The following is a 25,949-nucleotide window of genomic DNA, read 5'->3' on the forward strand; positions in this document are numbered from 1 at the left end:
TGCTTTCCTCAAATCCCGGCGAGTTCGGCGTACGTGATCGTGTTGCGGTAGGCACGTTCGCGTTCGGGGGATGCCGTGAACGCGGCGTCTCCGGGAGCTGTCGGTGTTCCGCGCCACGCTGTGATCTGCAGCGGCCCCACGATGTAGTCGCCACGCGGGTCACGCGGATGCGGCACGTTGGCGAGCAGCAGGATGAGCGGCAACTCAGCCACGAGCTCGACAGTGTGGCCGGCTCCCGCTGAGCCCCGCCACTGCAGCGAACCGTCATCGTCAACATGGACGCCCTGAAAGAACGACACCGATGGCGGAATGTCGCGCGAAGTCAGGCCGTGCTTTGAAGCGGCGAGCGCGAGGAGCGACTGGCCCGACGGAGACGAACCTTCGGGCGCGGCATCGCCGTATTTCTCGATGTTCCAGGCGTCACTCGTCGTGCCGCAAAAGGCATCGTGTTGAGTCGAGGTGTCGGCCACGATCGTTGCGAGCACACGCCCATCACCCGAGAGCAGCGGGTGGTTCACGCCGAGATAGGCCTGCCACGGGATCTTTTGAGTGTCGGCGACGTTCAGCCGTTCGCCGGTCTCGACAGCGTTCAGGGCAACCAGGTGCGCGCAGGCATCGCCCGACGGATCGTGCAGACGAACACGGGTTCCGCGCGCGACGCGGAGGTGGGTGTACCCGCCCGGCGCGACGGTCTCGGCCCAGAGCAGCGCATCGGAGCCGACATCGCTCGGCGCGAATGGGGCGCGGCTTGGGGGAAGATACGGCATCCATTCCGACTGCGTCGCGCGGGAACGCGCGTTTTCGCGGGCCGTGGCCACATTTTGGAGAGCTGATTCAGTTCGCGTCGACATAGGAATTCCTTACGTGCTGGCGGTCGAGAAGTCGTCGCGGCTCGTCGATCCACATCTCATCGATGCGGGCGCCAGCGATGCCGCGTCGGTGAAGTTCGGGCACGATCTCGGCGGCAAGGTACCCGTAGCCGCGTCCGCCGAAAACAGCGAGCTGCGTTTTCGTCCAGATGGATTGCCCGAGTACGTGCCGCGAATGGGAATGCGTCATAACGAAGTCGACGAAGAAGTCGAGCCGGTCGGCATCCTGCGGGTTGTCGATTCGGCCTTCGTGCACAGCTTCGGTTCCAAAACACATTTCGAGCACGGCGCCCGCATCAGCGAGGTCGTCCCAATAGCTGGCGTCCATGTACTCATCTGCGTTTGTGAAGACGACGCGGTCGGCCGGAAGACCCTCGGTGGTCACCACTGCCAGCACATCGAGTCCACGGCGAGCTGTCTCTTCTAGCCGCACGGTGACGGCAGCGCCGGCCGACAGTGCCGCCCGTGCCGCGGCGCGCAGCATTGCCTGCTCGCGCGGTGGAAAGTCGGCGGTGGTGCCCATGATTCCGAGAATGCCGGCGCGAAAGGTGGTGCCAGGGATCGCGACGGTGAGTGCGTCGGAAAGGTGCTGTCGTAGCTCCGATTCGGACATGCGCGCGATCCAGCTCGGCAGCGTGCGAGGAATGTATGCGCCGTACGCGCTGACGACAGCCACTCCAGAAGCACGCGAAATGTCGGGCAGGTGTGTGTGGTGCGGCCCAAGTCCCCATGAGGATGCCTCGACAACGCCGTGTTGACCGGCGCGAGCTGTCGCTCCGAGCTCGCGCGCGATGAGAGCCGGGTCGTCGAGTCGGAGGTTGTCGGCGGAGGCGAGCATATTGCGGCGCAGGTACCGGATGTTTCGTGCGGTGACTCTGTCGAGTTCAGGAGCCGGCTCCGTGCCGGGTCGAGCGAGTCGCGACGAGTCACTCACAAGGTGATCGTGCATGGAGGTCGGCCCCCACGTGCTGGCGGGCACGGGACCGAGGACCGTTTCGATCACGGCGCCTCCCTCTTCGTCGCTTGCGGATCCACAATAGCCGACTTAGGATCCAATCATGACGCAGACTCTTCGCCCGCTCGACATCGACGCCACAACTCTTGATGCCAAGCCCTTGGCCCCGCCGAGCGCTGAGCCTCTTTCCGGCGCGATCGAGGTGCGTTCACGAGTTGAGTTCACTAATGAGGAACGCACCGTCATCTCGGGAGTGTGGGAAAGCGACCTCGGCACGTCACGCTGGGAGTTCCTTACGCGAGGCGAGATCATTCACATAGTCTCAGGCGCGATGACTGTACAGCGCGATGGCGAAGAGCCAGTTGAGCTCACCGCCGGGAGCGCCGCGTTCTTCCCGATCGGCTGGACGGGTATCTGGACCGTCACCGAGGTCGTTCGCAAGTTTTACGTCGTCTACAAGTAGGCCGACATGAATACGCAACGTCTACAGCTGGGCACTTTCGGCACCAACCTTGCCCCGGGCATTACCTTTACGACGATCCCGGGCGCACTCACCACGGAATGGTCGCGCGTGAAAGACCTCGCGCTTCGCGCCGAAGCCATGGACTTCGAAGCGATTGTGCCGATCTCTCGCTGGAAGGGCTACGGCGGCGAGCACAATCCGCATTCCGATGCCTACGAGACGCTGACGTGGGCGGCAGCGGTGGGAGCAGTGACCACGAGCGCGCGCATATTCGCGACGGTGTCGATGCCGGTTGTGCACCCTGTCATCGCCGCGAAGCAGATGGCCACAATCGACCACGTCACTGGCGGGCGGAGCGGCATCAATGTGCTCGCAGGCTGGTTCCGACCCGAAATGGGGATGTTCGGCACCGACCTACTCCCGCACGACCGCCGCTACGACATGGCCGACGAGTGGCTCGCTGTGGTGAAGCAGGCGTGGAGCGACCCCGAAGAGTTCGACATGCACGGCGAGTTTTTCGATCTCAGTGGTGTCTTCTCCATGCCAAAACCTCTCTCTGAGCGCCCCCGCATCATGAATGCGGCGATGTCTGGACGCGGTCTCGAGTTCGCGCTGCAGAATGCCGATCAGATTTACATCAAGCTCAACGACGATCGGGATGCCGCGGCCGCACAGGTTGCCGACATCAAGCGTCAAGCGCGGGAGAAATATGACCGCGACATCGAAGTCTGGACGTTCGGTTACGTCGTCGATGCCGACACCGAAAGTGCGGCGCGGGATTTCTTGCAGGACTACGCCGGAACCCACGGCATGCACGATGCCGCGGTCAACGCCCTGAAGATCATGGGTGTCGAGGCTGAGGTCGCCGGAGACAACACGACGGCCGCGCGACGGTTCAACTGGGTCGCGGGCGACGGCGGAGTGCCGTTCGTCGGAACACCCGCACAGGTTGCTGACGGGCTCGAGTGGGTCAGCGATACCGGCGTTGACGGGTGCCTTCTCGGCTGGCCGCTCTGGGAAGAAGGAATGACTCGCTTCTCAGAGCGAGTTCTACCGCTGCTTGTGGATCGCGGCATCCGCGTTTCGCACTAGCCCCAAGACCGCCCTCCCGAGAACTACCCCCGGGGTTTTCGGGAGGGCGCTCCACGCCCGCGCGGCAGCAACGCGGCCCGTGGTCGAACTACGAACGATTGGTGCGGCTCAGTAGGCGCCACGTCGTCGGGAGAAGTGCGGCCATCGCCGCGATTTTGAGGGCATCGCCGATAAGAAACGGAATGACCCCGTAGGCGAGGGCGGTTGCGAAGTCGACGCCCAAGAACACGGCGAGCCAGGGCACACCGAATGCGTAGATCGTCAACGAGCCGAGAGCGGCAAGACCAAGGGTTGCCCAAACGTTTCGATCAGCCTTGCGGCGCGCAAGGGTGCCGACAACAAGGGTGGCCAGCACATACCCGATGATGTAGCCGAACGATGCGAAGGCCCATCCCGAGCGTCCGTCGCCGAAGATCGGTGCCCCGGCGACGCCGAGAAGTAGGTACAACCCAGCGCTACTTACTCCGCGAGCCGGGCCGAGCGCAGCGCCGGTAAGAAGAACGGCAAACGTCGCGAGCGATATCGGCACCGGGGTGAATGGCAGCGGAATGGCGATGAAACCTGACAGGGCGATGAAGAATGTGCCGCTCAGAACTAGCGCGACATCTCTGACTCGGGCACCCGGAATGAGGTCTGCGAGCACCCGGGTGTGCCGTGGAGAAAAAGTTGCTGTCGTCATTGCTGGGCCTTTCACGAAATCATCGCCACCTGAACAGTGTTCACCTTAACAGCGTTCAGTAGAGTGGGTAGATGAAAGATCCGGACTCCAAAACAAAGATTCGGCGACACTCCCAGGCGGATATTGTGGGAGCCGCCCTCTCGTTGCTCGACGACCAGGGGTTGCCGAACCTCTCCATGCGAGCGATCGCGGACAGTATTGGAGTCCAAGTCAGCGCGCTGTATTGGCACTTTCCGAACAAGCAGACGCTCCTCGCCCGTGTCAGTGAACGGCTGCTTGGAAACTCAACAATCGATAGCGATGCTGATGGTGACATCGAGTCAATCGCCGTGGACTTCCACGAGCGCCTGCTTGCCTATCGGGATGCCGCCGAGCTCGTGTCGAGCTCCCTCGCCCTAGGGCTGATCACGCTTCCGGCACGCCCGCTGATCCACGATGCCGCGGTGCGCGCGGGCCTCGATGACCGGGGAGCAACGATCGCTGCCGACACGATCGTTCACTTCGTCATTGGGTTCACTTTTCACGAGCAGCAGCGAATGAACGCCGATTCTGCGGGAGTCGTGATCCACGAGGCTGCGACCATGACAGTCGCAGACATCGGGGCAGAGGCCGATGACTTTCGGTCGGGCCTAAGACTTATCACGGCGGGGATTCACGCCACGGTAAAATTCCTCTGAGCTGCGATCTGCGCAACATAGGAGCCGCCGAATGACGATCTGGATCTGCGCGACCTGCGCCATTGAGCATTCTGACTCAGATACCCCGCCCTCGCGCTGCGAAATTTGCTCAGACGACCGCCAATTCGTTCCGGAAGATGGGCAGAAGTGGACGACCCGCGAGCGACTGGCCGACGCGGGTTATCGCGTGGTTGTCGTCGAGGTAGAGCCCGGGCTGCACGGAATCACGACAGAACCCGAGCTTGGTATCGGCCAGCGGGGTTTTCTCGTTCAGACGCCAGTCGGCAATCTCCTTTTTGAACCCCCGGGCTTCATCGACGAAGCCTCTGTCGACGCGATACGCCGCCTCGGAGGCGTCGCGGTGATTGCATCCAGCCACCCGCATCTCACTGGGGCATCGATCCAGTGGAGTCACGCGTTTGACCGCGTGCCGGTCTTCGTCTCCCAGAAAGACGAAGCGTGGATCAGAAGGCCGGACTCCGTCATAGAGCTGTGGAACGACAGGGTCGAACTACTTCCGGGCATCTCGATGATCGAGTGTGGCGGCCACTTCGCAGGCAGCAGTGTCGTGCACTGGCCGGCCGGCGCCGAAGGGCGCGGAGTTCTCTTGACGGGAGACACGATCGCGATTGGCGCCGACCGCGTCTCTGTCAACGTGATGCGAAGCTTCGTCAATCGCATCCCTCTGCCAGAGCGCGCAGTGCGCCGCATCATGGATACCACGCTCGCATTGAACTTCGACCGCCTGTATAGCGCGTTCGGGGTCGTAACTGGGCAGGCTCACGACATCACGGAACGTTCCCTGCGTCGATACATCAGCTGGCTGCGCGACGAGATCCCTGAGTAGTCCCCGGATCCCACTCCCGAATCCCGGATCCCACTCCCGGGCCCCACTCAGAGATTGCGACGCGCACGCAGCGGAGAACGCACGCTTCATCGACGAATGAGGTGGGGCTCGCCAGGTGGGTGAGGATCGGGTTCAAATGCGACGCCGAGTGGTTTATCCGTGTAGTTGCGCCCGGTCGGTGATGTCCATTCCAGAACACCATCCCCAAGTTGTTTCACCGTCCACCGGCTCGCGTGTTTCAAGCTGTGATGTCTTCGACACAGATGCGCGAGATTGTGCTGATGTGTCGGCCCGCCGAACGCGGCGTCGATCGTGTGGTCGATATCGCACCGGTGGGCGGGCATGCGACATCCGATGAATCTGCAGTGTTGATCTCGCGCCCTGAGTTGCCGTTTGAGTTGATCACTGGGCCGGTACCGATCAACAGCCACCACCGTTCCCGTCACAGGCCGGGTGAACACCCGATCCCACCCCGGTGCGGTGCCTGCGAGGCGCCGTGCGCTCTCGGGATCAACGAGGCTGAGCCCCGACAGATCCGCGGGGGTCGACGCCGTGCCCGCGAGCGTGGTTGCGGGAACCGTGACCTGCACAATCGCCCGGATCGCACCCAGCCCACCGCAATCGTCACCCGCGAGCGGGTCGAGACTCGGAACCGAGGTCAACAACATGTCGGAGAACAGATCGGCACGGATCTGATCCGTCGTCCGCCGATCATCTACGGGTTCATCTTCTGCGTGAAGCTTCGTACCGTAATCCGACCGGCCGCTCTGGAAATCCTTCAACGCCCGTGCCTGCTGCGTGAGCCGGTTGAAGATCCCATGTGCTTGCACCGATGGCAACACGGCGTTGATCGAACTCATCCCATCCGCAAGATCAAACAGTCGCACCGTCCGCGTCGCGTTCGCGTCTTCAAAACGCTCTTCCAGAGTCCGCGGCTGCGCTTTCTCAGCCAACGCGGCAGCAAACCCTCGCAACCTGCCCGGTGTCTCGGCTTCAGCGACCGCCACTACTTCGTGGTCGTACCGGGCTTTGGCTGCGGCATCCGTGAGGTTCACGCCTGCCCGCAATATCTCTTGCACATGCCGTTCCGAGATGCGACCGGCACTCCACGACGCAAACGTCTCCGGATACGACCCGGTGACTTCGATCGCATCATCGATCCGTATTTGCGCGGTGCGGTCCGACAACCGCAACGCCGCCCCAACTTCTGCCGCGACGGCCCGCATCGGAATCTCTCGATCACGTGAGTCTCGCGATGTCATCCGCCGCATCTGGTCGAGCGCAATGCGTCCCATGTTCGCGAGAACCTCAGCCCGCGCCGCGTGCATCTGAGCGATCTGTTCATCGAACGAAATCAACGTCGCCACAGACTCAGACAGCTCGTGCGCTTCTGCTTCTTGTTGCTCGGTTTCGTTCTCTGACATGACACAAGTATCGAACATACCTCCGACATTGACCCCGCCGAATCAGCCCGAAAAGCCCCGATGTGGATAACTTTCTTGAAAAACTTTTGGGGAGAAGAAGAAGCACGACACAACCCCGGCCGCGCGGCCCAGCACCCGTCAGCGGAGGCGAAGCAGACGCGCCGCGTTCTCCCCCAGAATCAGGTCGCACTCTTCCGGCGAGAGCCCCGGAAGCTCCTGCACGATTCGAGCCGTCTCGCCCGGTGCGTACCAGGGAAAGTCGGAGCCGAGCGTAATGCGCTCCACGCCAATGGCCCGGATGAGACCAACCACATCCGCAGCCTTCGGGGCCAGCGGTGCGCCCATCCAGTTGACGACCTCAGAGAGGTCGAACATGAGGTGCGGGCTTGCCTCGGCGAGCGCCGGCACGTCCCGCCACGATGCCCCACCGAGGTGAGCCAGAATCAGCGGCAGCCGGGGTCGGTCTGCCGCAAGCCTCACGAATTCACGCGGCTCAGACCACCCAAACCCGCGCCGATCGGGGCCGGTGTGAAACACGATCGGCGCCTGCGCTTGCTCGCACGCGTTGTAGACGCCCGCAAGTCCCGGGTCATCAGGGAAGGTACGAATGGCAATCGGATGCAGTTTGACCCCCCGCGCACCCCAGTCGCCGAACGCCTCACTCAGGTGGTCTTCGGACTGCTGAGAAGTCATGACTGCAGGGTTCGATGTGATGAAAGGCAACAGTTGCGAATGCGCTGCACCCTGATCGCACAACCACCGGTTGTACGCGATGAGGTCATCGCTCAGGTGCGCGTAGTCGGGGGCACCCGGCCAGTGACGTGCGTCTTCGGGTGGATGCGGGAGCTCTGGCAGCTCGAAGCTGCCGAGAAGAGCCGCGTAGTCGAAGCCTGCCGAGTCGAGAGCGGCCAGCGCATCATCGACGGTTCCGGCGACACCCGCGAACGCAACATCGTCTTTGTCGCCGTACTCGTCGATCGGGTAAGTATTGATGTCGTAGAGACCCTCGGAGGCATCCGCGTAGGCGTGCAGGTGCGTGTCGACGCGAATCGGCTTACTCATCGTCGACGCTCGTCTTGGTTTCAACGACGGTCACCATCTCGAAGACGTTACCGCCCGAGAGATTCATCACCCCGATGCCGGCAGATGTCGAGCGCCCTATCGTGTCACCGAACACCTCGACGAAGAGATCTGCAGCACCGTTGGTGACGAGGTTGACATCACTGAACTCCGGCGTGACCACGACGAACGTGAGGGTGCGCACAAACGCCGACACCTCATCGAGCGATCCCACAGCGAACCGGATGAGGCCCAGCACGTTGATCGCGGCGTAGCGCGCTGCCGCGTAGCCCTCTTCGAGCGTCACGGTGTCGCCGACGCGGCCCGGGTGCACTTTGTTGCCTTGTCGGTCTTCGGGAGTGATGCCGCTGATGGTCAGGGTGCGACCGGTGCGATGGAATGCCTTCATGGTGGCGTAGCGCTCACCGTACGGCGGGTTCGCGTAATCAGGGATGACGAGTCCCATCTCTTTCACACGCTGTTCGGCGCTCCACACCATGGCATCCTCCTCGTGACTACAATGGATCCATTGTAGTAGTTTTCGGATACATAGTGCGATTGGGTGCGAATCTTGGTTAAGCCTCGGATGTGGTCCAGCATCCAACGTCGCCTGGCGACGAGTTCCGCCGCAGACATCACCCGCACAGTTCCGTTTTGGCTGATTTTCATCGCATCTGCGCTGGGCGGAATGACCAATTCGGCGAGCACGCCGATCATTCCTATCTATGTAGAAGAGACGCTCGGTGGCGGGTCGGAGCTTTCGGGAACGATAATCGCCCTTGCGGCTGTCGCATCAATGATTGCGATGCCGATTGCCGGAATGCTCGGCGACAAAAAGGGATACCGCACTATTGCGCTGTTCGGCAGCGCATTGGCCGTCGCAGCTATGTTGATCTTCGCGCTCGTGCCGACGCTCTGGGGTGCAAGCATCGGGCGCATCATGTTTGGCCTCGGCAATGCCGCCGCGATGACGCTCATCATGGCGTGGCTCATTGCGATGGCGGCCCCCGCGCAGCGGGGCAAGGCCCTGAGCATCTACGGACTCAGCGTGTGGATCGGTCTGGCACTCGGGCCCCAGCTGAGCGCCGCGATCAACGACGCCACTGGTCCGCAGACCGTGTTTCTCGTCTGCGCCGGACTAGAGATCGTGACAGTTGCCGTCATTCTGATGCTGCCACGACCAGTTCTCCCCCCGGTGACGCAATCCATCACACTCCCGCACAGTGGGGTCCGATCGGCTTGGGCGGCGTTTCGCGCCGTATGGGTTCCCGGGGTTGTCGCCGCGGCCGCATGGTGCGGCGAAGGTTTAATGCTCGGTTTTCTCATCGTGCACCTCGGCGGGGTCGGTGTCGCCGCGAGCGGACTGCTGGGGGCGGCATCCGTCTTCGGCGTCTTCGCCGTGAGCGTCATTGGTGCCCGCATGGTGCTCGCGTCTCTCCCCGACCGCATCGGCCCGCGCCGCGCCGCGGCGCTGTCGCTTGTCGCTCTCACAGCAGGCCTCACCACGCTGGGGCTCGCCCAGGACTTTTGGGTCGCATCGGGCGGTGCCGTGCTCATCGGCGTGGGCTTCTCGCCGCTCTACCCTTCACTCACGATGCTGGCAACGCGCGACCTCCGCACCCGCAATCGTGCACTGGGGCTCGGAATGTTCTCGAGCTTCACGAGTATCGGCTATGGCGGCGGCGCGCTCATCGGCGGATTCGTGATCGCCATCGCCAACTCGATGTGGGCTTTCCTTCTTGTCGCTGCTCTTCAGGTCGTCGCCCTCGCGGTGCTCGCGATCTTCACGCACGACGACTCACCCCGCCAGCGTGCCGAAGAAACCGACGAACAGCGCGATCCTGCAGCCTGATTCGCGTGCTATCGCGGCACGACTCGCCTGGATATGCTCATCACGTCCGCGCAGTTATCGACGCAGTGGGAGAGACATGTCGTACCAGGCCTACCTCGATGCCATCGAAAAGAAGACCGGAAAGACGCCCCAGCAGTTGCTCGGTGAGGCATCGTCGCGCGGATACGGCCCGGAGACCAAGGCATCCGTTGTCGTGGAGTGGCTTTCAGCCGAGTATGGAGTGGGACGCGGACATGCGATGGCGCTGTTCGGCGTAATGAAAAAGGGTGCTGCGGGGGCTGTGCCCGAAAAGTACGTCGGCTCCGGCAGCAGCCATAGCGATGTCTCGGCCGTGCTGCGCCTCGATGGCATCGCCGCACGCGAAAACTAGCACCGCGCACGCACAGCCCTTACCGCCTCAGCACCCTTTACCCTGACCGCTTGCCCTGCTGGCCCTCGCAGGCGTACTGTTACCGCTCGTGCAAAACGACAGCCGCGGCGAGAGCGCTAGCTCTCCGGCCGTGAAACGCTGGATACTCGGCGAACCCCTCCATACCGAACAGCTCGATGGTCAGCTGCTTCCGAAGCGTCGGGCTTTGCCCATATTCGCCTCCGACGCGCTGTCGTCTGTCGCATACGCGCCACAAGAGCTCCTCATGATTCTTCTAACGGGCGGGCTGGCGTTTCTCGCCTTCAGTCCGGCCGTCGCCGCAGCTGTCGTGGTGCTGTTGATCGTCGTCGTTGTGAGTTATCGGCAGCTCATCAAGGCGTACCCGTCGGGTGGGGGCGACTATGAAGTCGCGTCGAAGAACCTGGGAGAACCCGCGGCGGTGGTGGTGGCATCCGCGCTTCTCGTGGACTACATCCTGACGGTCGCTGTGTCTATCGCCTCGGGTGTCGACAACATCATTTCGGCGATTCCCGAACTGAACCCCTGGCGCGTCGAGTTTGCGGTCGGGTTCGTCGTGATGATCATGGCCGTGAACCTTCGCGGCGTGCGAGAGTCGAGCAAAGCTTTCGCAATACCCACGTACATCTTCATCGGCTCGGTCGCGGTCATGATCGTCGTCGGGCTCGTGCGCGTAGCGCTGGGAGACCCACCGGTCGCATCGAGCGCCGAGTACGCGGTCAAGGCCCAGGACTTGTCGCAGGCGGCTGTCATTCTGCTCGTGCTGCGCGCATTCTCAAGCGGCTGCTCCGCCCTCACGGGCGTCGAGGCCGTCTCGAACGGTGTGCCAGCTTTTCGCCAGCCCAAGGTGCGAAACGCTCAGGCGACGCTGACGCTGATGGGCGGCATCGCCATTCTGCTCTTCGCGGGGCTCACCGCCCTCGCGCTATTCGCGCAGGTGCACTACGCCGAAAACCCCTGCGATCTCGTGGGTTTCGCCTGTTCGACGAACCCGCAACCGAGCCTCATGGCTCAGGTCGCGAGCGCGACGTTCGGCATGGGAAGCATCCCGTTCTTCATCATTCAGACGGCAACGGCCTGCGTCTTGCTCCTGGCAGCCAACACAGCGTTCAACGGCTTTCCGCTGCTTGGTGCAGTGCTCGCGCGCGACGGTTATGCACCGAAGTCGCTCAACACCCGCGGCGACCGCCTCGTTTTCTCGAACGGCATGATCGCACTGGGGCTCGCCGCGATCGTGATTCTGGTGCTGTACCAGGCGAGTCTCACGAGCCTCATCCAGCTCTACATCATCGGTGTCTTCGTGTCGTTCTCGCTCGGTCAGATTGGGATGATCCGGCACTGGCGTCGAGCCATCCGAAGCGGTGCAAGTGGTCCTGCGCTTCGAGCCGCACGCGTGGGTCTCGCCATCAACGGCGCCGGAGCCGGCCTCACGGTGTTCGTGCTCATCATCGTGACGATCACGAAGTTCACCCACGGGGCGTGGATCGTATTCCTTCTCATTCCGATCCTCGCAACGCTTATGATCGGCGTAAATCGCTACTACCGCGACGTCGAACACGAAATCGAGATCGACGACACGACCCACTTCGGTTCGCAGGGCGACGTCGCGCTCGTTCTTGTCGGCCGCCTGCAGAAGCCGGTCGTAAAAGCGATCGACTACGCGCTCGCGGCCAATCACGATAAAACCATTGCCGTGCACGTGTCGGTCGATCCCGAGTCGACCGATCGACTGCAGGCCGACTGGCGCGATCACCGGATGCCGGTGCCCCTCGTCATCGTCGACTCGCCGTATCGCACCTTCGCGCATCCGGTGTCGGAATTCATTCACGCCTACCGCGAGAAGCACGGGTCGGCTGTGATCACTGTCTACCTGCCGCAGTACATCGTGGGGCACTGGTGGGAGAACTTCTTGCACAACCGACGTGCGAGCCGCATCGCCCACAACCTCATGCTCGTGCACGGGGTGACAATTACGCTCGTGCCGTGGCTGCTCGATTCGACCGAGATGGTTTACGGGCGACGGTCACGCCCGCTGCTCGGCGGCGAACGCACCGGGCTCCCAGTGCAAACAACACAACGGATGCCGCGGCGAAACACCGACGAGTGAAATCGCCGCACCCGGTCGTCCTTTCACGAGGTGACGGCGAGGGCGGCGGGGTCATAAGCGAACACGCACGAATCAACCGGAGAATTACACGTCGAATCGGCGCGCTGATTTGTCGATCCTTCGAGACGGTAGCTGCGACACGTTCCAGAAACACGACTCAATTAGCCTTCCACTATTGGTCAAACCCGACGTGCGAACACCACCCCGCTCGCGACTTCGGCACCATGCGGAGCCGGGTGGCGACAAGCGCCGAACCGCAGGTCGGTCCCGCTCGGCAGGCTTGCGCGAGGTGTCGCGTAGCCAAGTTGAGCCAGTGAGCATCCGAGACGAAGTGCGCAGCCTGAGAGCAGATCTCCATCTCGCCGGAGGATGCCGCAACGACGGGGCATACGAAGAAGGCGAAAACCCAGCGAAGGGACGTGTAATCCATTTGAAACATAAATGGATGCATAATCAAGAAGATTGGATCCGCGGTCCCCGATTTAGCTGCGACGTTCCAGCAACACATGCACCATCCCACCCGCCCCCCGGAGGAGATCAAGTGATTAAGAAGCAGGTCATTGCGGCCGCAGCGCTCGTGAGCGTTGTCAGCCTGGCGTTGACAGCCTGTTCGAGTGGGGATTCGTCATCCGACGCGACCTCCGCTGCAGGCGGAACCATCAACGCTGAGCTTTGGTACGCCCCAACCAATTTCAACCCAGCGACCGCATCCGGCTCCGCCGACGTCAGCGTGGCACGCCTCGGCTTCGACACCTTGCTGCGTGAGGGCGAAGACGGGATCATCGGTGGCCTCGCTACCGACTGGGAAGCTACATCAGACACCGAGTACACATTTACAATCCGTGACGACGCCACGTGCTCCGATGGAACAGTGATCACACCCTCGGTCGTTGCTGCATCCCTCGAGTACTTCACGACGTCAGAAGACTCCGCAGCGCAGGCCTCAAAGGCTACGGTCTTCGGCTCGGGTACCCCCACTTTCACCGCAGATGACGACGCCAACACCGTCGTGATCGGACTCAGTGAGCCTTACTCAGAGGTCATCAGCGGGCTGACGACCGAGCCGACCGGAATTATTTGCCCCGCGGGTCTCGACGATCTCGATGGCCTTGCCGCCGGTACCGTCGGAGGCGCCTGGTCGGGCCCCTATACGCTCGAGGACTTCTCAGCAGGCGTCAGCGCCACCTACACGCTTCGCGAAGACTACGACGCATGGCCCGCCTGGACATCTGTCACAGGAAACCCGGCTTCGACGATCAATATTTCGGTTTCGTCGGATTCGAATACCAGCGCGAACCTGCTCAGCTCGGGCGGAATCGACATCACGCGTTTCTACGACTCCAACGCAGACCGCTTCGTTGACGACGACGCGTATTCATACGTCACAATGCCGAGCTCGGCGTACACGCTCATCTTCAACCAGAATGAGGGCACCGGGTCGGTATTCCTCGACCGGCTTGACCTCCGCACTGCTGTTTCGCAGGCCATCGACAAAGAAGGATTCAACGCGGCGGGCCTCGACGGTCTCGGCACGGAATTGACCACAGTCACGGCGTCTACAGTCGCCTGCACGATCGACGGCAGTGATCTGCTGCCTGCATACGATGTCGAAGCGGCAACAACCGTGCTGTCAGGGGAGACCATTCGCCTTCTGGCCATGACCAACTGGGACTCCGCGATCGACTTCATCGCCGAATCGCTGCGCGCGGCCGGAGCTACCGTCGAGCTTTCAGTACTCGATCCAGCCGACTGGCAAGCAGAAATGCGCACAGAACCAGAAAAATGGGACCTTGCGCTCAACGCCACCAACACAGCGAACCCGCTCAGCCAGGCGATCTCGACATATGTCGGGCCAAGCTCCTCAGACGGTGGCCGCAACATCAGCGGAGCTGACAACGCTGAAGGCTACGACTATCTGCAGGCCGCACTCGCTTCGACAGATACCGACGAACAGTGTGCAAATTTCGAAGATGCGCAGACCACGATCCTCACGGACATGGACATGACACCACTGATCACCGACACGCACTTCATCATCGCGCGTGATGGCTTCGCGTCCAGTGTGTTCTCCGGTTACTGGGACATGTCAGCTATGCGGATCACGGGCTGATTCAACCCTTTAGGAACTGGCTGATCGAGGAGAATGACGTGAGCACCATCGTCGACAAGAGTGACGACTCGTCGCCCAGTTCCAACGACGCTGTGAGCCGACCAGAAATGGTCGGCTCACAGCCGGTCAAAGCCAGCGGCCTCGGAGGCGCATGGCGGAATTTCCTAGTCCGCCGCCTCATCGGGCTCGTGACGAACATCGTGCTGTTGGTATTCGTCACTTTCTTCATCGTCCAGCTCATCCCCGGCGATCCCGCGTCTGCGATCGCAGGTGAAGACGCGAGCCAGGTCGAAGTGGACCAGATCCGTGTCGAGCTTGGTCTCGACCAACCAATACTCGTGCAGCTGGGGAATTACCTCGCTCAGGTGGCGCAGGGTGACTTCGGGATCTCTTTTCAGTACGGTGTGCCCGCGACGACAATTGTCGGTGCAGCCGCACCGTACACAATTTCGATCGCCTTCATCGCACTCATCGTCTTTCTGACACTCGGGCTCGCACTCGGAATGACAGTCGGAATCATCACCAGGGGCGATAGACATCGCTGGCTCGATCACACCTTCAATATCGGAGCGGGAACGGTTTCGTCGATTCCGGCATACGTGCAGGCGACCATCCTCGTTGCCGTCTTCGCGGTATGGCTGGCGCTCCTCCCGCCTGCCTACTCCCCCGCCTATAGCCCGATCGAGTCTGCTGTGCTACCGATTGCTGCCCTGAGTATCGGCGGAATCGCAAGCGTTGCGCGAATCGTGCGGCGCGAAGCATCCGTAATCCTGGAGCAGGACTACATGCGCACGGCACGGGGCTGGCGTCTTCCCTCCGCCACGCTCTATGCGAAGCACATGTTGCCGAACCTGCTCACAACGGCACTAACTCTCTCGGGCATCATCCTCACCGCGCTCCTCGGCTCGACGCTGATCGTTGAAGCCGTGTTCGCATGGCCCGGACTCGGCAGCGTCGTCGTGCAGGCCATCTCCGAGTACAAGGACTACCCCGTCATTCGCGCCGCCGTCTTCGTCATCGGCACGATCTCGCTCGTTTTCACACTGGTCATCGACATAGTCCTCGGCCTGATCGACCCCCGAACCCTGGGAGAAACGCGTGGCTAACCCCAAGAAGGTCGCACTCGCGCCACGACTCTATCGACGCTTTCGCGATTCGCCGATGCTCTACGTCGGCTACGGAATGTTCACGATTCTGATCGTGATCGCTATCTTCGCGCCCCTGTTTTACTCAGAGTCGGCGACCACGATGACGAACGATCCGAACTCGGGCTCGACAGCCGCGTACCCCTTCGGGACCGACAGTCTCGGGCGAGACATGCTTTCCCGCACGCTTGTCGCCACTCGAGTGACTATGGGCGCTGCGGGGATTGCAACAGCGCTGGCCGCAGTCGCCGGAATCACGATCGGCGTGGCCGTCTGGCTCTCGCCCCGCCGCATTCGTGAGCTGTCACTGCGCGCCATCGAATTCTGGGTGTCTTATCCGGCAATGCTCGTCGCGATCGTTGTCGCGGCGATCCTTGGTCGCGGCATCGTCTCAGCGGTGCTCGCGATCGCTGTCGCAAACACCGCCGGGTTCGCACGGTTGACCGCCAACCTGGCTGCCGGCATCGCATCCCGCGACTATGTGGTCACAGCGCGATTGATGGGCGTGCCGTCAGGTCGCATCGCGACACGCCATGTGATCCCCAATATGTCAGAGCCGCTGCTCATTCTCATCGCGCAAGCATTCGCAGGCACCCTGGTGGAGCTCTCCGGCCTCTCGTTCATCGGGCTGGGCGCACAGAGCCCCGCCTTCGACTGGGGGACGCTCTTGAACGAGGGCGTCAAAAAGCTCTACACGAACCCCATCCTCGTTGTCGCGCCGGCCGCTGCGTTGATCTTCGCTTCCCTTGCCGCCCTATTTATTGGCGATGGCCTAGCAGCCGCTTCCAACCCGCGATCGAACGTAAGCCGGGCCAGGATGAGGCGGAACAACCCACCCCTGCCCACCTCCGCAGACAAAGACGACGTACTCGTCGTTGACAATCTGACAGTCACTCACAATGAAACGGGGAAAGAGCTTGTCTCTGACGTTTCCTTCACAATCGGTCGGGGCGAAGTGGTCGGCATCGTCGGCGAATCGGGGTCCGGAAAGTCAGTAACGGCATCCGTTGTGTCGAAATTGTTGGCCGAAGGACTCACCGCCTCTGCAGACACACTGCGCCTGGGGGGAACCGACGTCTTCACAAACGTGTCGGACAAAGAACTGGCGCGTCGCGTCGCACTCGTCTACCAAGACCCCGGTACCGCTCTCAACCCCGCGTTGACCATCGGCTCGCAGCTCTCTGATGTTCTAGTGAAAGCGCTCGGGTACAAGCGCAGAGACGCACGCACTAATCTCACTCAACGTTTTTCTGATGTGTTGCTGACCGATCCCGAAGGACGGATGCGCCAGTACCCTCACCAGCTCTCGGGCGGTATGAAGCAACGCGCCATGATCGCGTCGGCGATGAGTACCAATGCTCAGCTGCTAGTGGCCGACGAACCGACGACGGCGCTCGACGTGACAGTGCAGCGCGAAGTGCTCTCGCTCATCAAACGCATGAATTCCGAGCGCGGTACCGCCGTGCTTTTCATCTCCCACGATCTCGGAGTGGTTCGCGCCCTCTGCGACCGCGTGCTCGTCATGAAAGACGGCAAAGTCGTAGAGCGCATCGACAACGTCGCCCAGCTCTCGACCGATACCGTTTCGCACCCGTACACGCGCCAGCTGCTCGCTGCGACGCCGGTGGTTCATGTTCCGTCATCGGCTCCGATGACGCGGGAGGTGGGCTCATGACCGATGCCATGGTGAGTGTCCGCGAGCTCGACGTCTCGTTCGGTTCGACGCAAGTTCTCCACAAGCTGTCTTTTGATGTCGCTCGCGGGAGAACCGTCGGAGTTGTCGGGGAGTCCGGTTCGGGCAAGTCGACACTTGCCAAGGTACTTGTTGGCACCGTCACGCCCGAAGGCGGCGAAGTGTCGGTCGATTCGATCGACGTTAACCACATAAGTCGCACCCAGCGGGGTGCGTTCGCCTACCGGCGCCGCGTACAAATGATCCCTCAGGATCCATTTTCTTCGCTTTCGCCGCGTCGCACCATCGGACAGACCCTGGCCGAAGCCCTCGACCCGATCCACGCGAGCGTCAAGCGATTCAACGATCAGATTGCGTTTTGGCTCGAGAGAGTCGGACTCTCAGCAGAAATGATGAGTCGGTATCCGCATGAGTTCTCTGGCGGGCAACGCCAGCGTGTCGCGATCGCTCGAAGCTTGATCCTAGAGCCCTCGTTCGTCATCGCAGACGAGATCACCTCGGCACTTGACGTATCAGTGCAGGCCCAGATTCTCGACATGATTGCCGAGATCAAGGAAGACATGGGGTTGACGATGATGTTCATCTCGCACAACCTGGCGGTTGTGCAAAATGTCAGCGATGAGGTCATCGTGCTCTACCGCGGTGAGATCGTCGAGGCCGGCCCCGTCGAGCAGGTTTACGCTGCTCCACAGCACTGGTACACGCGAAAGCTGCTCGATGCCGATCCTGGCGCGCCAGGTTTCCGGCTCTAGCGATGGCCCGCCTACCCACGAGTCCTCGCGCTGATAGTCACTATCGTCTCGTCGGGGCCACACTCTTCGATGGCACGTCAGCCGACCCACTCGCTGATGCCGAGGTCGAGGTCGCCCGCGGACGAATTGTCTACGTCGGCAGGCGCCGCCGCCGCGACCCGGCTGGTGTCACCGCGATCGATGTCAGCGGCGGCTATCTTACGCCTGGGTTTATCGACACTCATGTGCACCTCAGCATGAGCACGGACGTTCCCACCGAGCAGCAACGATCGTGGTTCCCCGAAGAGCACGTCATCGCAGCGCTGGGAAATCTTCATGCCACGGTCGATGCGGGTGTCACGACTGCACGAGATTTGAGTGGGCTCACTCCGGGCTACCGCTCGAGTATCGCTGCGGGCAGTATTATCGGGCCCCGCCTGCACCTCGCCATCGCTATGCTCTCGCCGACGGGAGGCCATGCCGATCCAGTGATGGCGAATGGTTCGCTCCCGCTCTGGGCAGAACGGGCCACTACTCCGGGTTGGGCCGTCGTGGACACGATCGACGATGTCGTGAAGTCAGTGCGCGCGCTCGTGCGCACTGGTGCAGACGTCATAAAAGTATGCACATCCGGCGGAATGAGCTCTCCTCATGATGATCCGGCCGATCGAGGACTCCCCCTAGAGCACGTTGCAGCGATCGTGGCCGAACTCGGCGGTCGCCAAGGTCAACCGGTTGCGGCGCACGCGCAGAATGACGCGGGTGCGCAGGCAGCTGTCCTCGGCGGCGCGACGAGCATCGAACACGGATACGACCTGTCCGAGAGCACCGTGGCGAGCATGATCGAACGCGGCACATTCCTCGTACCGACACTCAGCACGCTTCTGCGGACCGGATGGAGCGCGGCAGAAGAAGACCCGCGACGCGCACGCGCCATCACGTCGATTCGGGATGCGCTCAGCGCAGGGGTGCGAGTTGCCCTCGGGACGGATGCTGGCATCCACACGCACGGGAGAAATCTGGTTGAGCTCAGTCATCTCGTTCGGGCCGGGTTGAGTCCCCTAGAGGCCCTCCGCGCCGGAACGCTGGGCGGCGCCGAACTCATGGGACTCGATGGCGACGTGGGATCAATCGAGGTCGGAAAAGTGGCCGACCTCGTCCTCATCAAGACAGATCCGATGTCGGACATCGCGGCCCTCGGTGACCCGAGATCAATTCGACTAGTCGTGCAGGCCGGACGAGCGGTAAAAGACGTGGATGATCTCTACCCGAGTTTTGATGCGCTCACGTAGATGCGGCAAGCGCACGCACTATGACGTCGAGCACACGTGCGGGAGCCGCGTGGGGAACAGCGTGGCTCGATTCAACCTCGATGACGTACGCACCGGCACGTGCCGCCATGTCACGTTGAGCCTCGACGCGAATGTGCTTGTCTCTCGTCGCCAACAGGTACCACGCCGGTAGATCACGCCATGCAGGTTCGCCGGTGAGATCAGTAAAGATGGCGTCTGCCGACTCCCGGTGGTCTTCTTCCCGTCGATCCCACACTTCAGCGGGGACGTCCCATGCGAGCGCCTCTCGAGCAGCGGGACTATCGCCCCAAAGCCACTCGCCGTTTGGCCCGCGGGTCATGAAGGATTCGACTTCAGCTGCCGGATAGCGTGTGACGATATCTTGAACTGACTCCCCTTGATCGGGAGCGAAAGCGGCGATGTAAACCAGCCCGCGCACTCTCTCGTGGCGGCCAGCGTTGCTAATGACAGCCCCTCCATAAGAGTGCCCCACCAAAAGAATGTCGTCTCCTGCCGCTTCAATGATCTCGATGACCCGCTCGACATCGTCTCGGAGGGACTGTGAGGGATTATCGGCAACAGAAAAAGTAAGACCCTCCGCTTCGAGCAGCGGAGTGACGAGTGACCAGCTTGCGGGGCTGCCGCCGGCGCCGTGAACGAGAACAACGTGCATTTCTTACTCCTGTCGGTGCGGCTTTGACGCGCCGCTCCATACGCGCGTGCGCTTCGCGGGGAGCAGATCACTCACCGTCATCTCGACGATCTCGTCACCCTGCGTCACCCAAACCCTCGCGCGGGGCCAATAGTCTGCTAACAGGTCGGCACACACTCCACACGGTTCGATGACGTGCGTGGTGCCGCCCTGCCGTCGTAGCAAACTGACGATACTCACAACTTCACCGCCGTGCGCGATTGTGTTGCCTGCCGCAACGCCTTCCGCGCACACGGTACTTCGACGCGCAGACCCATCCACGTGCACGCCCGTCTCAATTCGGCCGTCGCGCGTGCGCATCGCAGATGCCACTTCGTGACGCCCGGGCACGTAGACAGCGTCAAGTAGCTCACGCGCGACGATCATCAGCTCCGCATCTTCGGGAAGCATGGTGGGCGGTGTTGATGCGAGTGGACGAGTCACTGGTCTTGACCGGTCTCGATACCGAGGATACGAGCGAAGTTTTCGCCTTCGATGAGCGCGCGGTCGGCCTCATCCGGCACTGCCTTCGCAATCTTGAACCGCTCGAGGTCGAAGTCAGACCCTGGCCATTCCGAGCCCATAAGGATCTTCGACGGGCCTAGTCGCGCATACGCACGCTTGACGTCAGCCATCAGCGTCGCCGACGTCTCTAGATACACGTGCGGTTGGCGCTCCGCAACGATGATCGCTTCGGGAACGTTCCAGACAGCGCCCATATGGGCGATGATCGTCGGGACGTCTGGGTGGCCTTTCGCGATCTCCTCAATAGCGAGTGGTGCACAAAACGCGTCGTCCAAAGCGTTCACGAGCACGACCATGCCGTGTTCTGCACACGCGTCGAACACTGGATCCAAGAGTCCGTGATCAGCGACGTGATACCCGTGCATACTCGGGTGAAGCTTCAGTCCTCGAATGCCTGCCTCCGCGAGGCGGCGAATCTGGTCGATCGCATCATCTGCCTGCGGTAGAACCTGCCCGAATCCGATGAAGCGTTCCGGATGGGATGACTGCAGACCGATAATGAATTCATTCTCGATACGTTGCGCAAGCGAGCACACCATCGCCATGTCAACGTTCGCGGCGTCCATCCGGTCGAGAATCCGCTGTGGATCAAAGGGCACGTACTCGGGAGGCTGCTGGCCGGGTCGCGCACCCGTGAGGTAGTCAGAGCGTCCCCGAACATCCTGTGTTGTGTTGTACGCGTCAATGATCACGATCAGTCACCTTTCTGATGTCTTTTCGTAGCGGAGAAGGCCATGCGAAGACCCTGCCACATCCCGGAATGGATCCATAGTAGCCTTAATCGTATACATATTTTGGAGAGCTCATGACGACACCAGAAGATCGCGTAAAAGAACTAGGGCTTGATATCCCCGATTACTCCGACCCGCCATTCGGGCGACGATACGGACGGATGAAGCCGTTCCATCGCATTGGTTCGCTCATTGAACTCGCGGGCCTCACCCCGGAGAACCGGGTCGGCGACCGGCTGAATCCCGGCGTGGTCAGCGTCGATGTCTCGATCGAGGAGGGCTACGCTGCGGCGCGCCTCACCGCAATTCATACCTTGGGCATGATCCGTTTGGCCGTTGGCTCGTTGAACAACGTCGTGAGCTTGTCGCGCGCCCTGTGTTTCGTCGTCTGCCCGCCGGGATTCGAGGACCTGCATCTTGTGTCGAACGGAGCGACCGATCTACTGCTCGACGTCTTCGGTGACGAAGTGGGCAGCGTCGGACGCGCATCGATCGGCGCAACCGCGCTGTCACGCAACAACTGCTTCGAACTGTGGCTGAGCCTCGAGGCGACTCCTACATCTTGACGTCACCGAGAGCGCTGTCCGCGCGGCTAGGCCGCGCGGACAGCGCTCTCGGTTGATGATGCTGCTTTGATGACGTGCACGTGCGATGCATCGCTGCAGGCGACGCGTACAACGGCTCCAGCGCTGAGAGAAGCTGGGTCGATCGTGGTCGGTAGCGAACAGACGATCTTGCGCCCCGCTGAGGTCAGAAGTTCGAGGCGGTATCGCGTGCCCTGGAAACTCACCAATCGCACGATGCCCTCGATAGACCAGGCCGGGGCGGGCAGATCAGAAGTCACGAGGGCAAGGTCTTCGGGACGAATCACCGCGATATCGTGGGCGCCCGAGGGCGTCTCGTCGATGAGTTTGCCATCCACCGTCGGCAGAAGATTTGCCTCGCCAAGAAAGCTCGCGACATATTCATCCACGGGGCGCCGATAAAGCGCTTCGGGTGAGTCAACCTGTACGAGAAGCCCGTCTCGCATAATCGCTACACGGTCAGACATCGTCAAAGCTTCGGTCTGATCATGGGTCACTGAGACTGTTGTAATGCCAACTTTTCGCTGAATGCGCGTGATCTCAACCTGCATCTGTTCACGAAGCTGTTTATCGAGAGCGGCCATCGGCTCATCGAGCAGAAGGATGCCTGGATCGGCCGCGAGCGCGCGAGCAAGTGCGACCCGCTGTCGTTGACCGCCCGAAAGCGATGCGGGCGATCGATCGCTCATGTCTGAAAGCTGAACAAGCGACAGCATCTCGTTCGCAACATCTTGGCGTGCCTTTCGCGGGCGCCGTGCGGCCCGCAGTGGGAATGCAACGTTTTCACCGATCGACATGTGCGGAAAAAGCGCGTAGGACTGAAAAACCACCCCGACATTGCGTTTCTGCGGCGGCATGTCTTCCACATTGAGGCCATCGAAGAGAACATGCCCGGAATCGGCACGTTGCAGCCCTGCAATCACGTTGAGCAAGGTCGACTTACCCGAGCCACTCGCGCCCAAGAGCGTGACAAATTCGCCTGGGCGCACGTCAAGAGTGACCCCTTTGAGCACATGATTGTGCCCAAGCGTCACATTGATGTCTGAAATCGAGAGCGCGATCGTCATTCGACGACTCCTTCGAGGTGAGGTTGGTTGGGTCGTGCGCGGGGCCGACGTCGCCTGCGCGCCCGCGCCGCGTTCGTCAGCGGAATGATCGCCAACACCACGATGGCGAGCAATGACACGAGTGTCGATGCAGCGGTGAGCTCAGGCGAAAACGCCTCTTGCGACGCGTGCAGCATCCGCAAAGGGAGGGTCTGCATGCCCGGCGGAAGGAGGAAGACTGCGAGGACCACTTCGTCGAACACGACGATGAAGGCAAACAGCATCCCCGACAACACGTAGGGCAGCAAGGATGGCAGCTCGACTTTCCAGAGGATGAGCGGCCAGCGGGCACCAAGTGTCGCGGCTGCCGGCCGCAGGGAGGGGTCGATGCGGGCAACACCACCGGAAACGATGACAAACACGTACGGGAGTGCGATCAGGGCGTGGCCGAGTATGAGCGAAACGAGGGTGCCCCGCAGAAAATCAAGGCTCGAATTCACGCCGTAGAGGCCGACCGCGTATGCGATAGGCGGCAGCGCTATCGGAACAATGAACATTGTGCGAAGCCACCGCTGAGTCGCCCTGCTCTTTACTCGGGTGATGCCTACAGCCCCGGCAACTCCCAGAACAGTGGCGATAGCCGTCGAAAGCGAAGCTGTCCACAGCGAGAGAACGAACGATCCCATCCAGCCTTTATCAGTCAGCACCTCCGCGTACCACTGCAGCGAGAACCCCTCCGGCGGGAAGTTGATGAAGCTGCCTTCGGTCCACGATGTCGATACCAAAATCAGGAAGGGGACGATGAGCAGGAGGCTCGTGAGCGCCGCGATGAATGCGATAGGCCAGCGATACCAACCCAACGAGCGTCCAATAGTCGTAGCCACGATCAGCCCCACTTCTCACTGACTTTGAAGAGTCGATCGGCAATCAGGTAGACGAGCATTGTGCCGCCGACCAGCAAAATGCTCATGGCAGCACCAAGATCAGGTCGGTTGGCCTGGTTGATTTGCGCGTTGATGACACCCGAAACCGTCAAGTTCGATGGACCCCCCAGAAGCAACGGAGTGACGTAGAAACCAAGAGACATGACGAACACCAAGACGCCGCCGCTAATCATCGCGGGAATAATTTGCGGCCAAGTGACTGTTCGGAACGTAAGCAATTCGCCGGCGCCGAACACGCGCGCCGCGTTGAGTTGCTCATGATCGATCGATTGCAGCGCCGACATCATGGGAAGCACCGCAAACGGGAGCATGACCGCGATCATCGCCGGATACATGCCGATCGTCGTCTGATAGAAGTCCAGCGGCTCATCACGCAAGCCCAGCAGGTTCAGGAACCAGTACAGGGCACCTTTCGGCAGTTCCAAGAGCACCCAGCCGAATGATCGCACCATAACTGAGGTCCAGAGCGAAAGCAGGAGAGCGGCAAGCAGCGTCAGTCGGAGCCATAGGGGCGAACCCATGATCGCGAGCGCGTAAAAGGCTCCGAACACCATAGTGAGGAGCATGACAACTGCGGCCATAACCACTGTGCGCACGAGTGCCGCGGGGAACGCCGCGACATCGAACATCTCCATATATGCGCTACCACCAGTTTCGAAGGACTGGATGAGGAGCATCACAAGTGGCGCTCCTAGGGCGAGCGCAAAAAAGACGAGCGGTGGCCAGAGCAACCATCTCGACTCTGTAGCGCTGCCGGCCGCGCGCGCTGACCGTGACGCAGTTCGCACTGCCACGGTCACGGGTGTCGTAGTCACAGGTTCAGGCTCCTGGATTGAAGGGAGAGCTTATGTGGATGTGAGGGGTGGCGCCAGAAGACGACCACCCCTCACGTTGACTGGCCTGTTTTAGCCTGCGAGCCAGTCGGTGTAAGAGTTGACGAGGTCTTCGTAGTTCGCGCCGCGCCACTCGTCGTCCCAATAGATCAGGTTGGTGTGGTCGGGCGAGTTGACGATGTTCCCCTGAACGTCCTCCGACAGGTAGTCGAAGACTGCCGAGTTCGATGGACCATACCCAGTGCGCTCAGTGAAGACGGCCTGGCGCTCGGGGTCGTTCATCCACTCTGCGAGCGCGATGACCTCATCGGTGTTCTCTACCTGATTCGATGCCACAAAGCCCGACGGCACGGCGAACGCCTCATTCCACTGAACGGTGACATCCTCGCCAGCGTTGATGAGCGCCTGGAACTGCCCAGTAACCGTCACCGCGATCGCGACGCTACCACTCGTCAACAACTGCTGAGCCTCAGGGTATGACTGATAGAAAACGAGGTCATCACGGATCGTGTCGAGCTTTGCCGTCGCGCGCTCGATGTCGAGCGGATAGAGGTCTTCTGCCGCAACACCGTCTGCGAGGAGGGCAATCTCGTAGGACGCATCAAAGCTTCCCGGCGATCCTGGCCACGCGCGCTTTCCGGGGAATTTGTCGGTGTCGAAGAAGTCGACCCAATCCTGCGGTCCACCATCGGGGAACGTGTCAGTCAACCACCCCTGGGCCTCGCCGAAGATGAACCCACCGATGTAGTACGGCTGCATATTTTCGGGCAACAGGTCTCCCTGGGCGCTCTCCGGGATCTCGAGAACGTTGGAGGTGTCAGGCAACACATCGGATGCACCGGCCTGGAAAATGTCGTAGTCCGGGGAATCGCCGTCGAGGATGCCGAGGTAGATCGCATCCTCAATCGAAGTCGACACAACCTCAACGCCGGTCTCGTCGTAGAAGCTGTCAAAGTATGCGACCTGGCGACTCTCGTTGGTCGGACCGCCATAGTCCGCCCAGATGATGTTTCCGCTGAGGTCCGATGAAGCCGACGACTCCGTCGAGCCTGCGTCAGCTGAGCATCCCGCAACGAGCGTGAGAACAGCAGTGGCGGCAATTCCAACCGCTGCGACGCGGCGAATCCGTGATTTTCGTGGCATGTGGTGCACTCCTTGATGAGAGTCGGGAAGTGGTGCAGTGGATCCAATCTTTGCTGCTGTGGATCCTCT

The 25,949-nt window shown here is 61.4% G+C and carries 26 protein-coding genes; 13 read left to right on the forward strand and 13 right to left on the reverse strand.

Going from position 1 to position 25,949, the window contains the following annotated elements:
• Positions 1 to 8 precede the first annotated feature (8 nt).
• Both G6N83_RS04845 and G6N83_RS04850 read right to left on the reverse strand, forming a co-directional pair.
• Positions 9 to 851, reverse strand: coding sequence for an urea amidolyase associated protein UAAP1 (locus tag G6N83_RS04845; RefSeq protein WP_165139887.1), 843 nt, complete (start codon positions 849 to 851; stop codon positions 9 to 11).
• The gene (locus G6N83_RS04850) at positions 835 to 1,872 is read right to left on the reverse strand and encodes a phosphotriesterase family protein (RefSeq protein WP_165139889.1); all 1,038 of its coding nucleotides are present in this window, start codon (positions 1,870 to 1,872) and stop codon (positions 835 to 837) included. Before G6N83_RS04850 ends, G6N83_RS04845 begins: the two co-directional genes overlap by 17 nt.
• 55 nt (positions 1,873 to 1,927) lie before the next feature.
• Between G6N83_RS04850 and G6N83_RS04855 the strand changes: the two genes are divergently transcribed.
• Complete coding sequence (locus tag G6N83_RS04855) at positions 1,928 to 2,287, forward strand: cupin domain-containing protein (protein WP_165139891.1); 360 nt, start codon at positions 1,928 to 1,930, stop codon at positions 2,285 to 2,287.
• A 6-nt stretch (positions 2,288 to 2,293) separates the two neighbouring features.
• Positions 2,294 to 3,379 (forward strand): LLM class flavin-dependent oxidoreductase, encoded by a 1,086-nt coding sequence (locus tag G6N83_RS04860; protein ID WP_165139893.1) that lies wholly within the window; start codon positions 2,294 to 2,296, stop codon positions 3,377 to 3,379.
• A gap of 88 nt (positions 3,380 to 3,467) precedes the next feature.
• On the opposite strand, the gene G6N83_RS04865 is transcribed toward G6N83_RS04860, so the two are convergent.
• Positions 3,468 to 4,058 (reverse strand): biotin transporter BioY, encoded by a 591-nt coding sequence (locus tag G6N83_RS04865; protein ID WP_165139895.1) that lies wholly within the window; start codon positions 4,056 to 4,058, stop codon positions 3,468 to 3,470.
• A gap of 71 nt (positions 4,059 to 4,129) precedes the next feature.
• On the opposite strand from G6N83_RS04865, the gene G6N83_RS04870 reads away from it, so the two are divergent.
• Positions 4,130 to 4,735 carry a TetR/AcrR family transcriptional regulator gene (locus G6N83_RS04870; RefSeq protein ID WP_165139897.1) on the forward strand — a complete coding sequence of 202 codons (606 nt, stop codon included), beginning with the start codon at positions 4,130 to 4,132 and terminating at the stop codon, positions 4,733 to 4,735.
• A 31-nt stretch (positions 4,736 to 4,766) separates the two neighbouring features.
• On the forward strand, positions 4,767 to 5,582 hold the full coding sequence (locus tag G6N83_RS04875) for an MBL fold metallo-hydrolase (protein WP_165139899.1): 816 nt from the start codon (positions 4,767 to 4,769) through the stop codon (positions 5,580 to 5,582).
• Between the two features lie 86 nt (positions 5,583 to 5,668).
• On the opposite strand, the gene G6N83_RS04880 is transcribed toward G6N83_RS04875, so the two are convergent.
• The 3 genes from G6N83_RS04880 to G6N83_RS04890 all read right to left on the reverse strand — a co-directional run bounded on the left by G6N83_RS04880 (position 5,669) and on the right by G6N83_RS04890 (position 8,564).
• Positions 5,669 to 7,006: an HNH endonuclease signature motif containing protein gene (locus G6N83_RS04880; RefSeq protein ID WP_165139901.1), complete on the reverse strand. Its 1,338-nt coding sequence runs from the start codon at positions 7,004 to 7,006 to the stop codon at positions 5,669 to 5,671.
• A gap of 138 nt (positions 7,007 to 7,144) precedes the next feature.
• Positions 7,145 to 8,068, reverse strand: a complete 924-nt coding sequence (locus G6N83_RS04885; RefSeq protein WP_165139903.1) for an amidohydrolase family protein — start codon at positions 8,066 to 8,068, stop codon at positions 7,145 to 7,147.
• Positions 8,061 to 8,564, reverse strand: coding sequence for a RidA family protein (locus G6N83_RS04890; RefSeq protein WP_165139905.1), 504 nt, complete (start codon positions 8,562 to 8,564; stop codon positions 8,061 to 8,063). The genes G6N83_RS04885 and G6N83_RS04890 overlap by 8 nt, the downstream gene beginning before the upstream one ends.
• Positions 8,565 to 8,627: 63 nt before the next feature.
• Between G6N83_RS04890 and G6N83_RS04895 the strand changes: the two genes are divergently transcribed.
• The 8 genes from G6N83_RS04895 to G6N83_RS04930 all read left to right on the forward strand — a co-directional run bounded on the left by G6N83_RS04895 (position 8,628) and on the right by G6N83_RS04930 (position 19,383).
• Positions 8,628 to 9,917 (forward strand): MFS transporter, encoded by a 1,290-nt coding sequence (locus G6N83_RS04895; protein WP_165139907.1) that lies wholly within the window; start codon positions 8,628 to 8,630, stop codon positions 9,915 to 9,917.
• A 76-nt stretch (positions 9,918 to 9,993) separates the two neighbouring features.
• A complete protein-coding gene (locus G6N83_RS04900) occupies positions 9,994 to 10,287 on the forward strand; it encodes a DUF4287 domain-containing protein (RefSeq protein WP_165139909.1) in 294 nt (97 codons plus the stop codon).
• A gap of 88 nt (positions 10,288 to 10,375) precedes the next feature.
• Complete coding sequence (locus tag G6N83_RS04905; protein ID WP_241246286.1) at positions 10,376 to 12,412, forward strand: APC family permease; 2,037 nt, start codon at positions 10,376 to 10,378, stop codon at positions 12,410 to 12,412.
• Between the two features lie 541 nt (positions 12,413 to 12,953).
• Positions 12,954 to 14,522, forward strand: coding sequence for an ABC transporter substrate-binding protein (locus G6N83_RS04910; RefSeq protein ID WP_165139911.1), 1,569 nt, complete (start codon positions 12,954 to 12,956; stop codon positions 14,520 to 14,522).
• A 38-nt stretch (positions 14,523 to 14,560) separates the two neighbouring features.
• Positions 14,561 to 15,628 (forward strand): ABC transporter permease, encoded by a 1,068-nt coding sequence (locus G6N83_RS04915; protein ID WP_241246287.1) that lies wholly within the window; start codon positions 14,561 to 14,563, stop codon positions 15,626 to 15,628.
• A complete protein-coding gene (locus G6N83_RS04920; protein WP_241246288.1) occupies positions 15,621 to 17,342 on the forward strand; it encodes a dipeptide/oligopeptide/nickel ABC transporter permease/ATP-binding protein in 1,722 nt (573 codons plus the stop codon). Before G6N83_RS04915 ends, G6N83_RS04920 begins: the two co-directional genes overlap by 8 nt.
• Positions 17,339 to 18,112: an ABC transporter ATP-binding protein gene (locus G6N83_RS04925; RefSeq protein WP_165139913.1), complete on the forward strand. Its 774-nt coding sequence runs from the start codon at positions 17,339 to 17,341 to the stop codon at positions 18,110 to 18,112. The genes G6N83_RS04920 and G6N83_RS04925 overlap by 4 nt, the downstream gene beginning before the upstream one ends.
• A 2-nt stretch (positions 18,113 to 18,114) precedes the next feature.
• Positions 18,115 to 19,383 (forward strand): amidohydrolase family protein, encoded by a 1,269-nt coding sequence (locus G6N83_RS04930; protein WP_165139915.1) that lies wholly within the window; start codon positions 18,115 to 18,117, stop codon positions 19,381 to 19,383.
• Here the strand turns inward: G6N83_RS04930 and G6N83_RS04935 are convergent.
• The 3 genes from G6N83_RS04935 to G6N83_RS04945 are packed head-to-tail and all read right to left on the reverse strand — an operon-like array spanning position 19,376 to position 21,291.
• Positions 19,376 to 20,056 (reverse strand): alpha/beta fold hydrolase, encoded by a 681-nt coding sequence (locus G6N83_RS04935; RefSeq protein ID WP_165139917.1) that lies wholly within the window; start codon positions 20,054 to 20,056, stop codon positions 19,376 to 19,378. The two genes, G6N83_RS04930 and G6N83_RS04935, sit on opposite strands and share 8 nt — an antisense overlap.
• A 3-nt stretch (positions 20,057 to 20,059) precedes the next feature.
• Positions 20,060 to 20,518 (reverse strand): cytidine/deoxycytidylate deaminase family protein, encoded by a 459-nt coding sequence (locus tag G6N83_RS04940; protein ID WP_206535825.1) that lies wholly within the window; start codon positions 20,516 to 20,518, stop codon positions 20,060 to 20,062.
• Positions 20,515 to 21,291, reverse strand: coding sequence for an amidohydrolase family protein (locus tag G6N83_RS04945; RefSeq protein WP_165139919.1), 777 nt, complete (start codon positions 21,289 to 21,291; stop codon positions 20,515 to 20,517). Before G6N83_RS04945 ends, G6N83_RS04940 begins: the two co-directional genes overlap by 4 nt.
• A gap of 113 nt (positions 21,292 to 21,404) precedes the next feature.
• Here G6N83_RS04945 and G6N83_RS04950 point away from each other — a divergent pair, with 113 nt between their 5' ends.
• The gene (locus G6N83_RS04950) at positions 21,405 to 21,896 is read left to right on the forward strand and encodes a RidA family protein (RefSeq protein WP_165139921.1); all 492 of its coding nucleotides are present in this window, start codon (positions 21,405 to 21,407) and stop codon (positions 21,894 to 21,896) included.
• Positions 21,897 to 21,922: 26 nt separating this feature from the next.
• Here the strand turns inward: G6N83_RS04950 and G6N83_RS04955 are convergent, their stop codons facing one another.
• The 4 genes from G6N83_RS04955 to G6N83_RS04970 form a co-directional block, all read right to left on the reverse strand.
• Positions 21,923 to 22,981 (reverse strand): ABC transporter ATP-binding protein, encoded by a 1,059-nt coding sequence (locus G6N83_RS04955; protein ID WP_165139923.1) that lies wholly within the window; start codon positions 22,979 to 22,981, stop codon positions 21,923 to 21,925.
• Positions 22,978 to 23,844 (reverse strand): ABC transporter permease, encoded by an 867-nt coding sequence (locus G6N83_RS04960; RefSeq protein ID WP_165139925.1) that lies wholly within the window; start codon positions 23,842 to 23,844, stop codon positions 22,978 to 22,980. The genes G6N83_RS04955 and G6N83_RS04960 overlap by 4 nt, the downstream gene beginning before the upstream one ends.
• A gap of 2 nt (positions 23,845 to 23,846) precedes the next feature.
• Positions 23,847 to 24,719 carry an ABC transporter permease gene (locus G6N83_RS04965; protein ID WP_165139927.1) on the reverse strand — a complete coding sequence of 291 codons (873 nt, stop codon included), beginning with the start codon at positions 24,717 to 24,719 and terminating at the stop codon, positions 23,847 to 23,849.
• A gap of 90 nt (positions 24,720 to 24,809) precedes the next feature.
• Positions 24,810 to 25,880 carry an extracellular solute-binding protein gene (locus G6N83_RS04970; protein WP_165139929.1) on the reverse strand — a complete coding sequence of 357 codons (1,071 nt, stop codon included), beginning with the start codon at positions 25,878 to 25,880 and terminating at the stop codon, positions 24,810 to 24,812.
• Between the last annotated feature and the right edge of the window lie 69 nt (positions 25,881 to 25,949).

It is taken from the genome of Microbacterium endophyticum, from assembly GCF_011047135.1.
GTDB classification, from domain to species: Bacteria; Actinomycetota; Actinomycetes; order Actinomycetales; family Microbacteriaceae; genus Microbacterium; species Microbacterium endophyticum.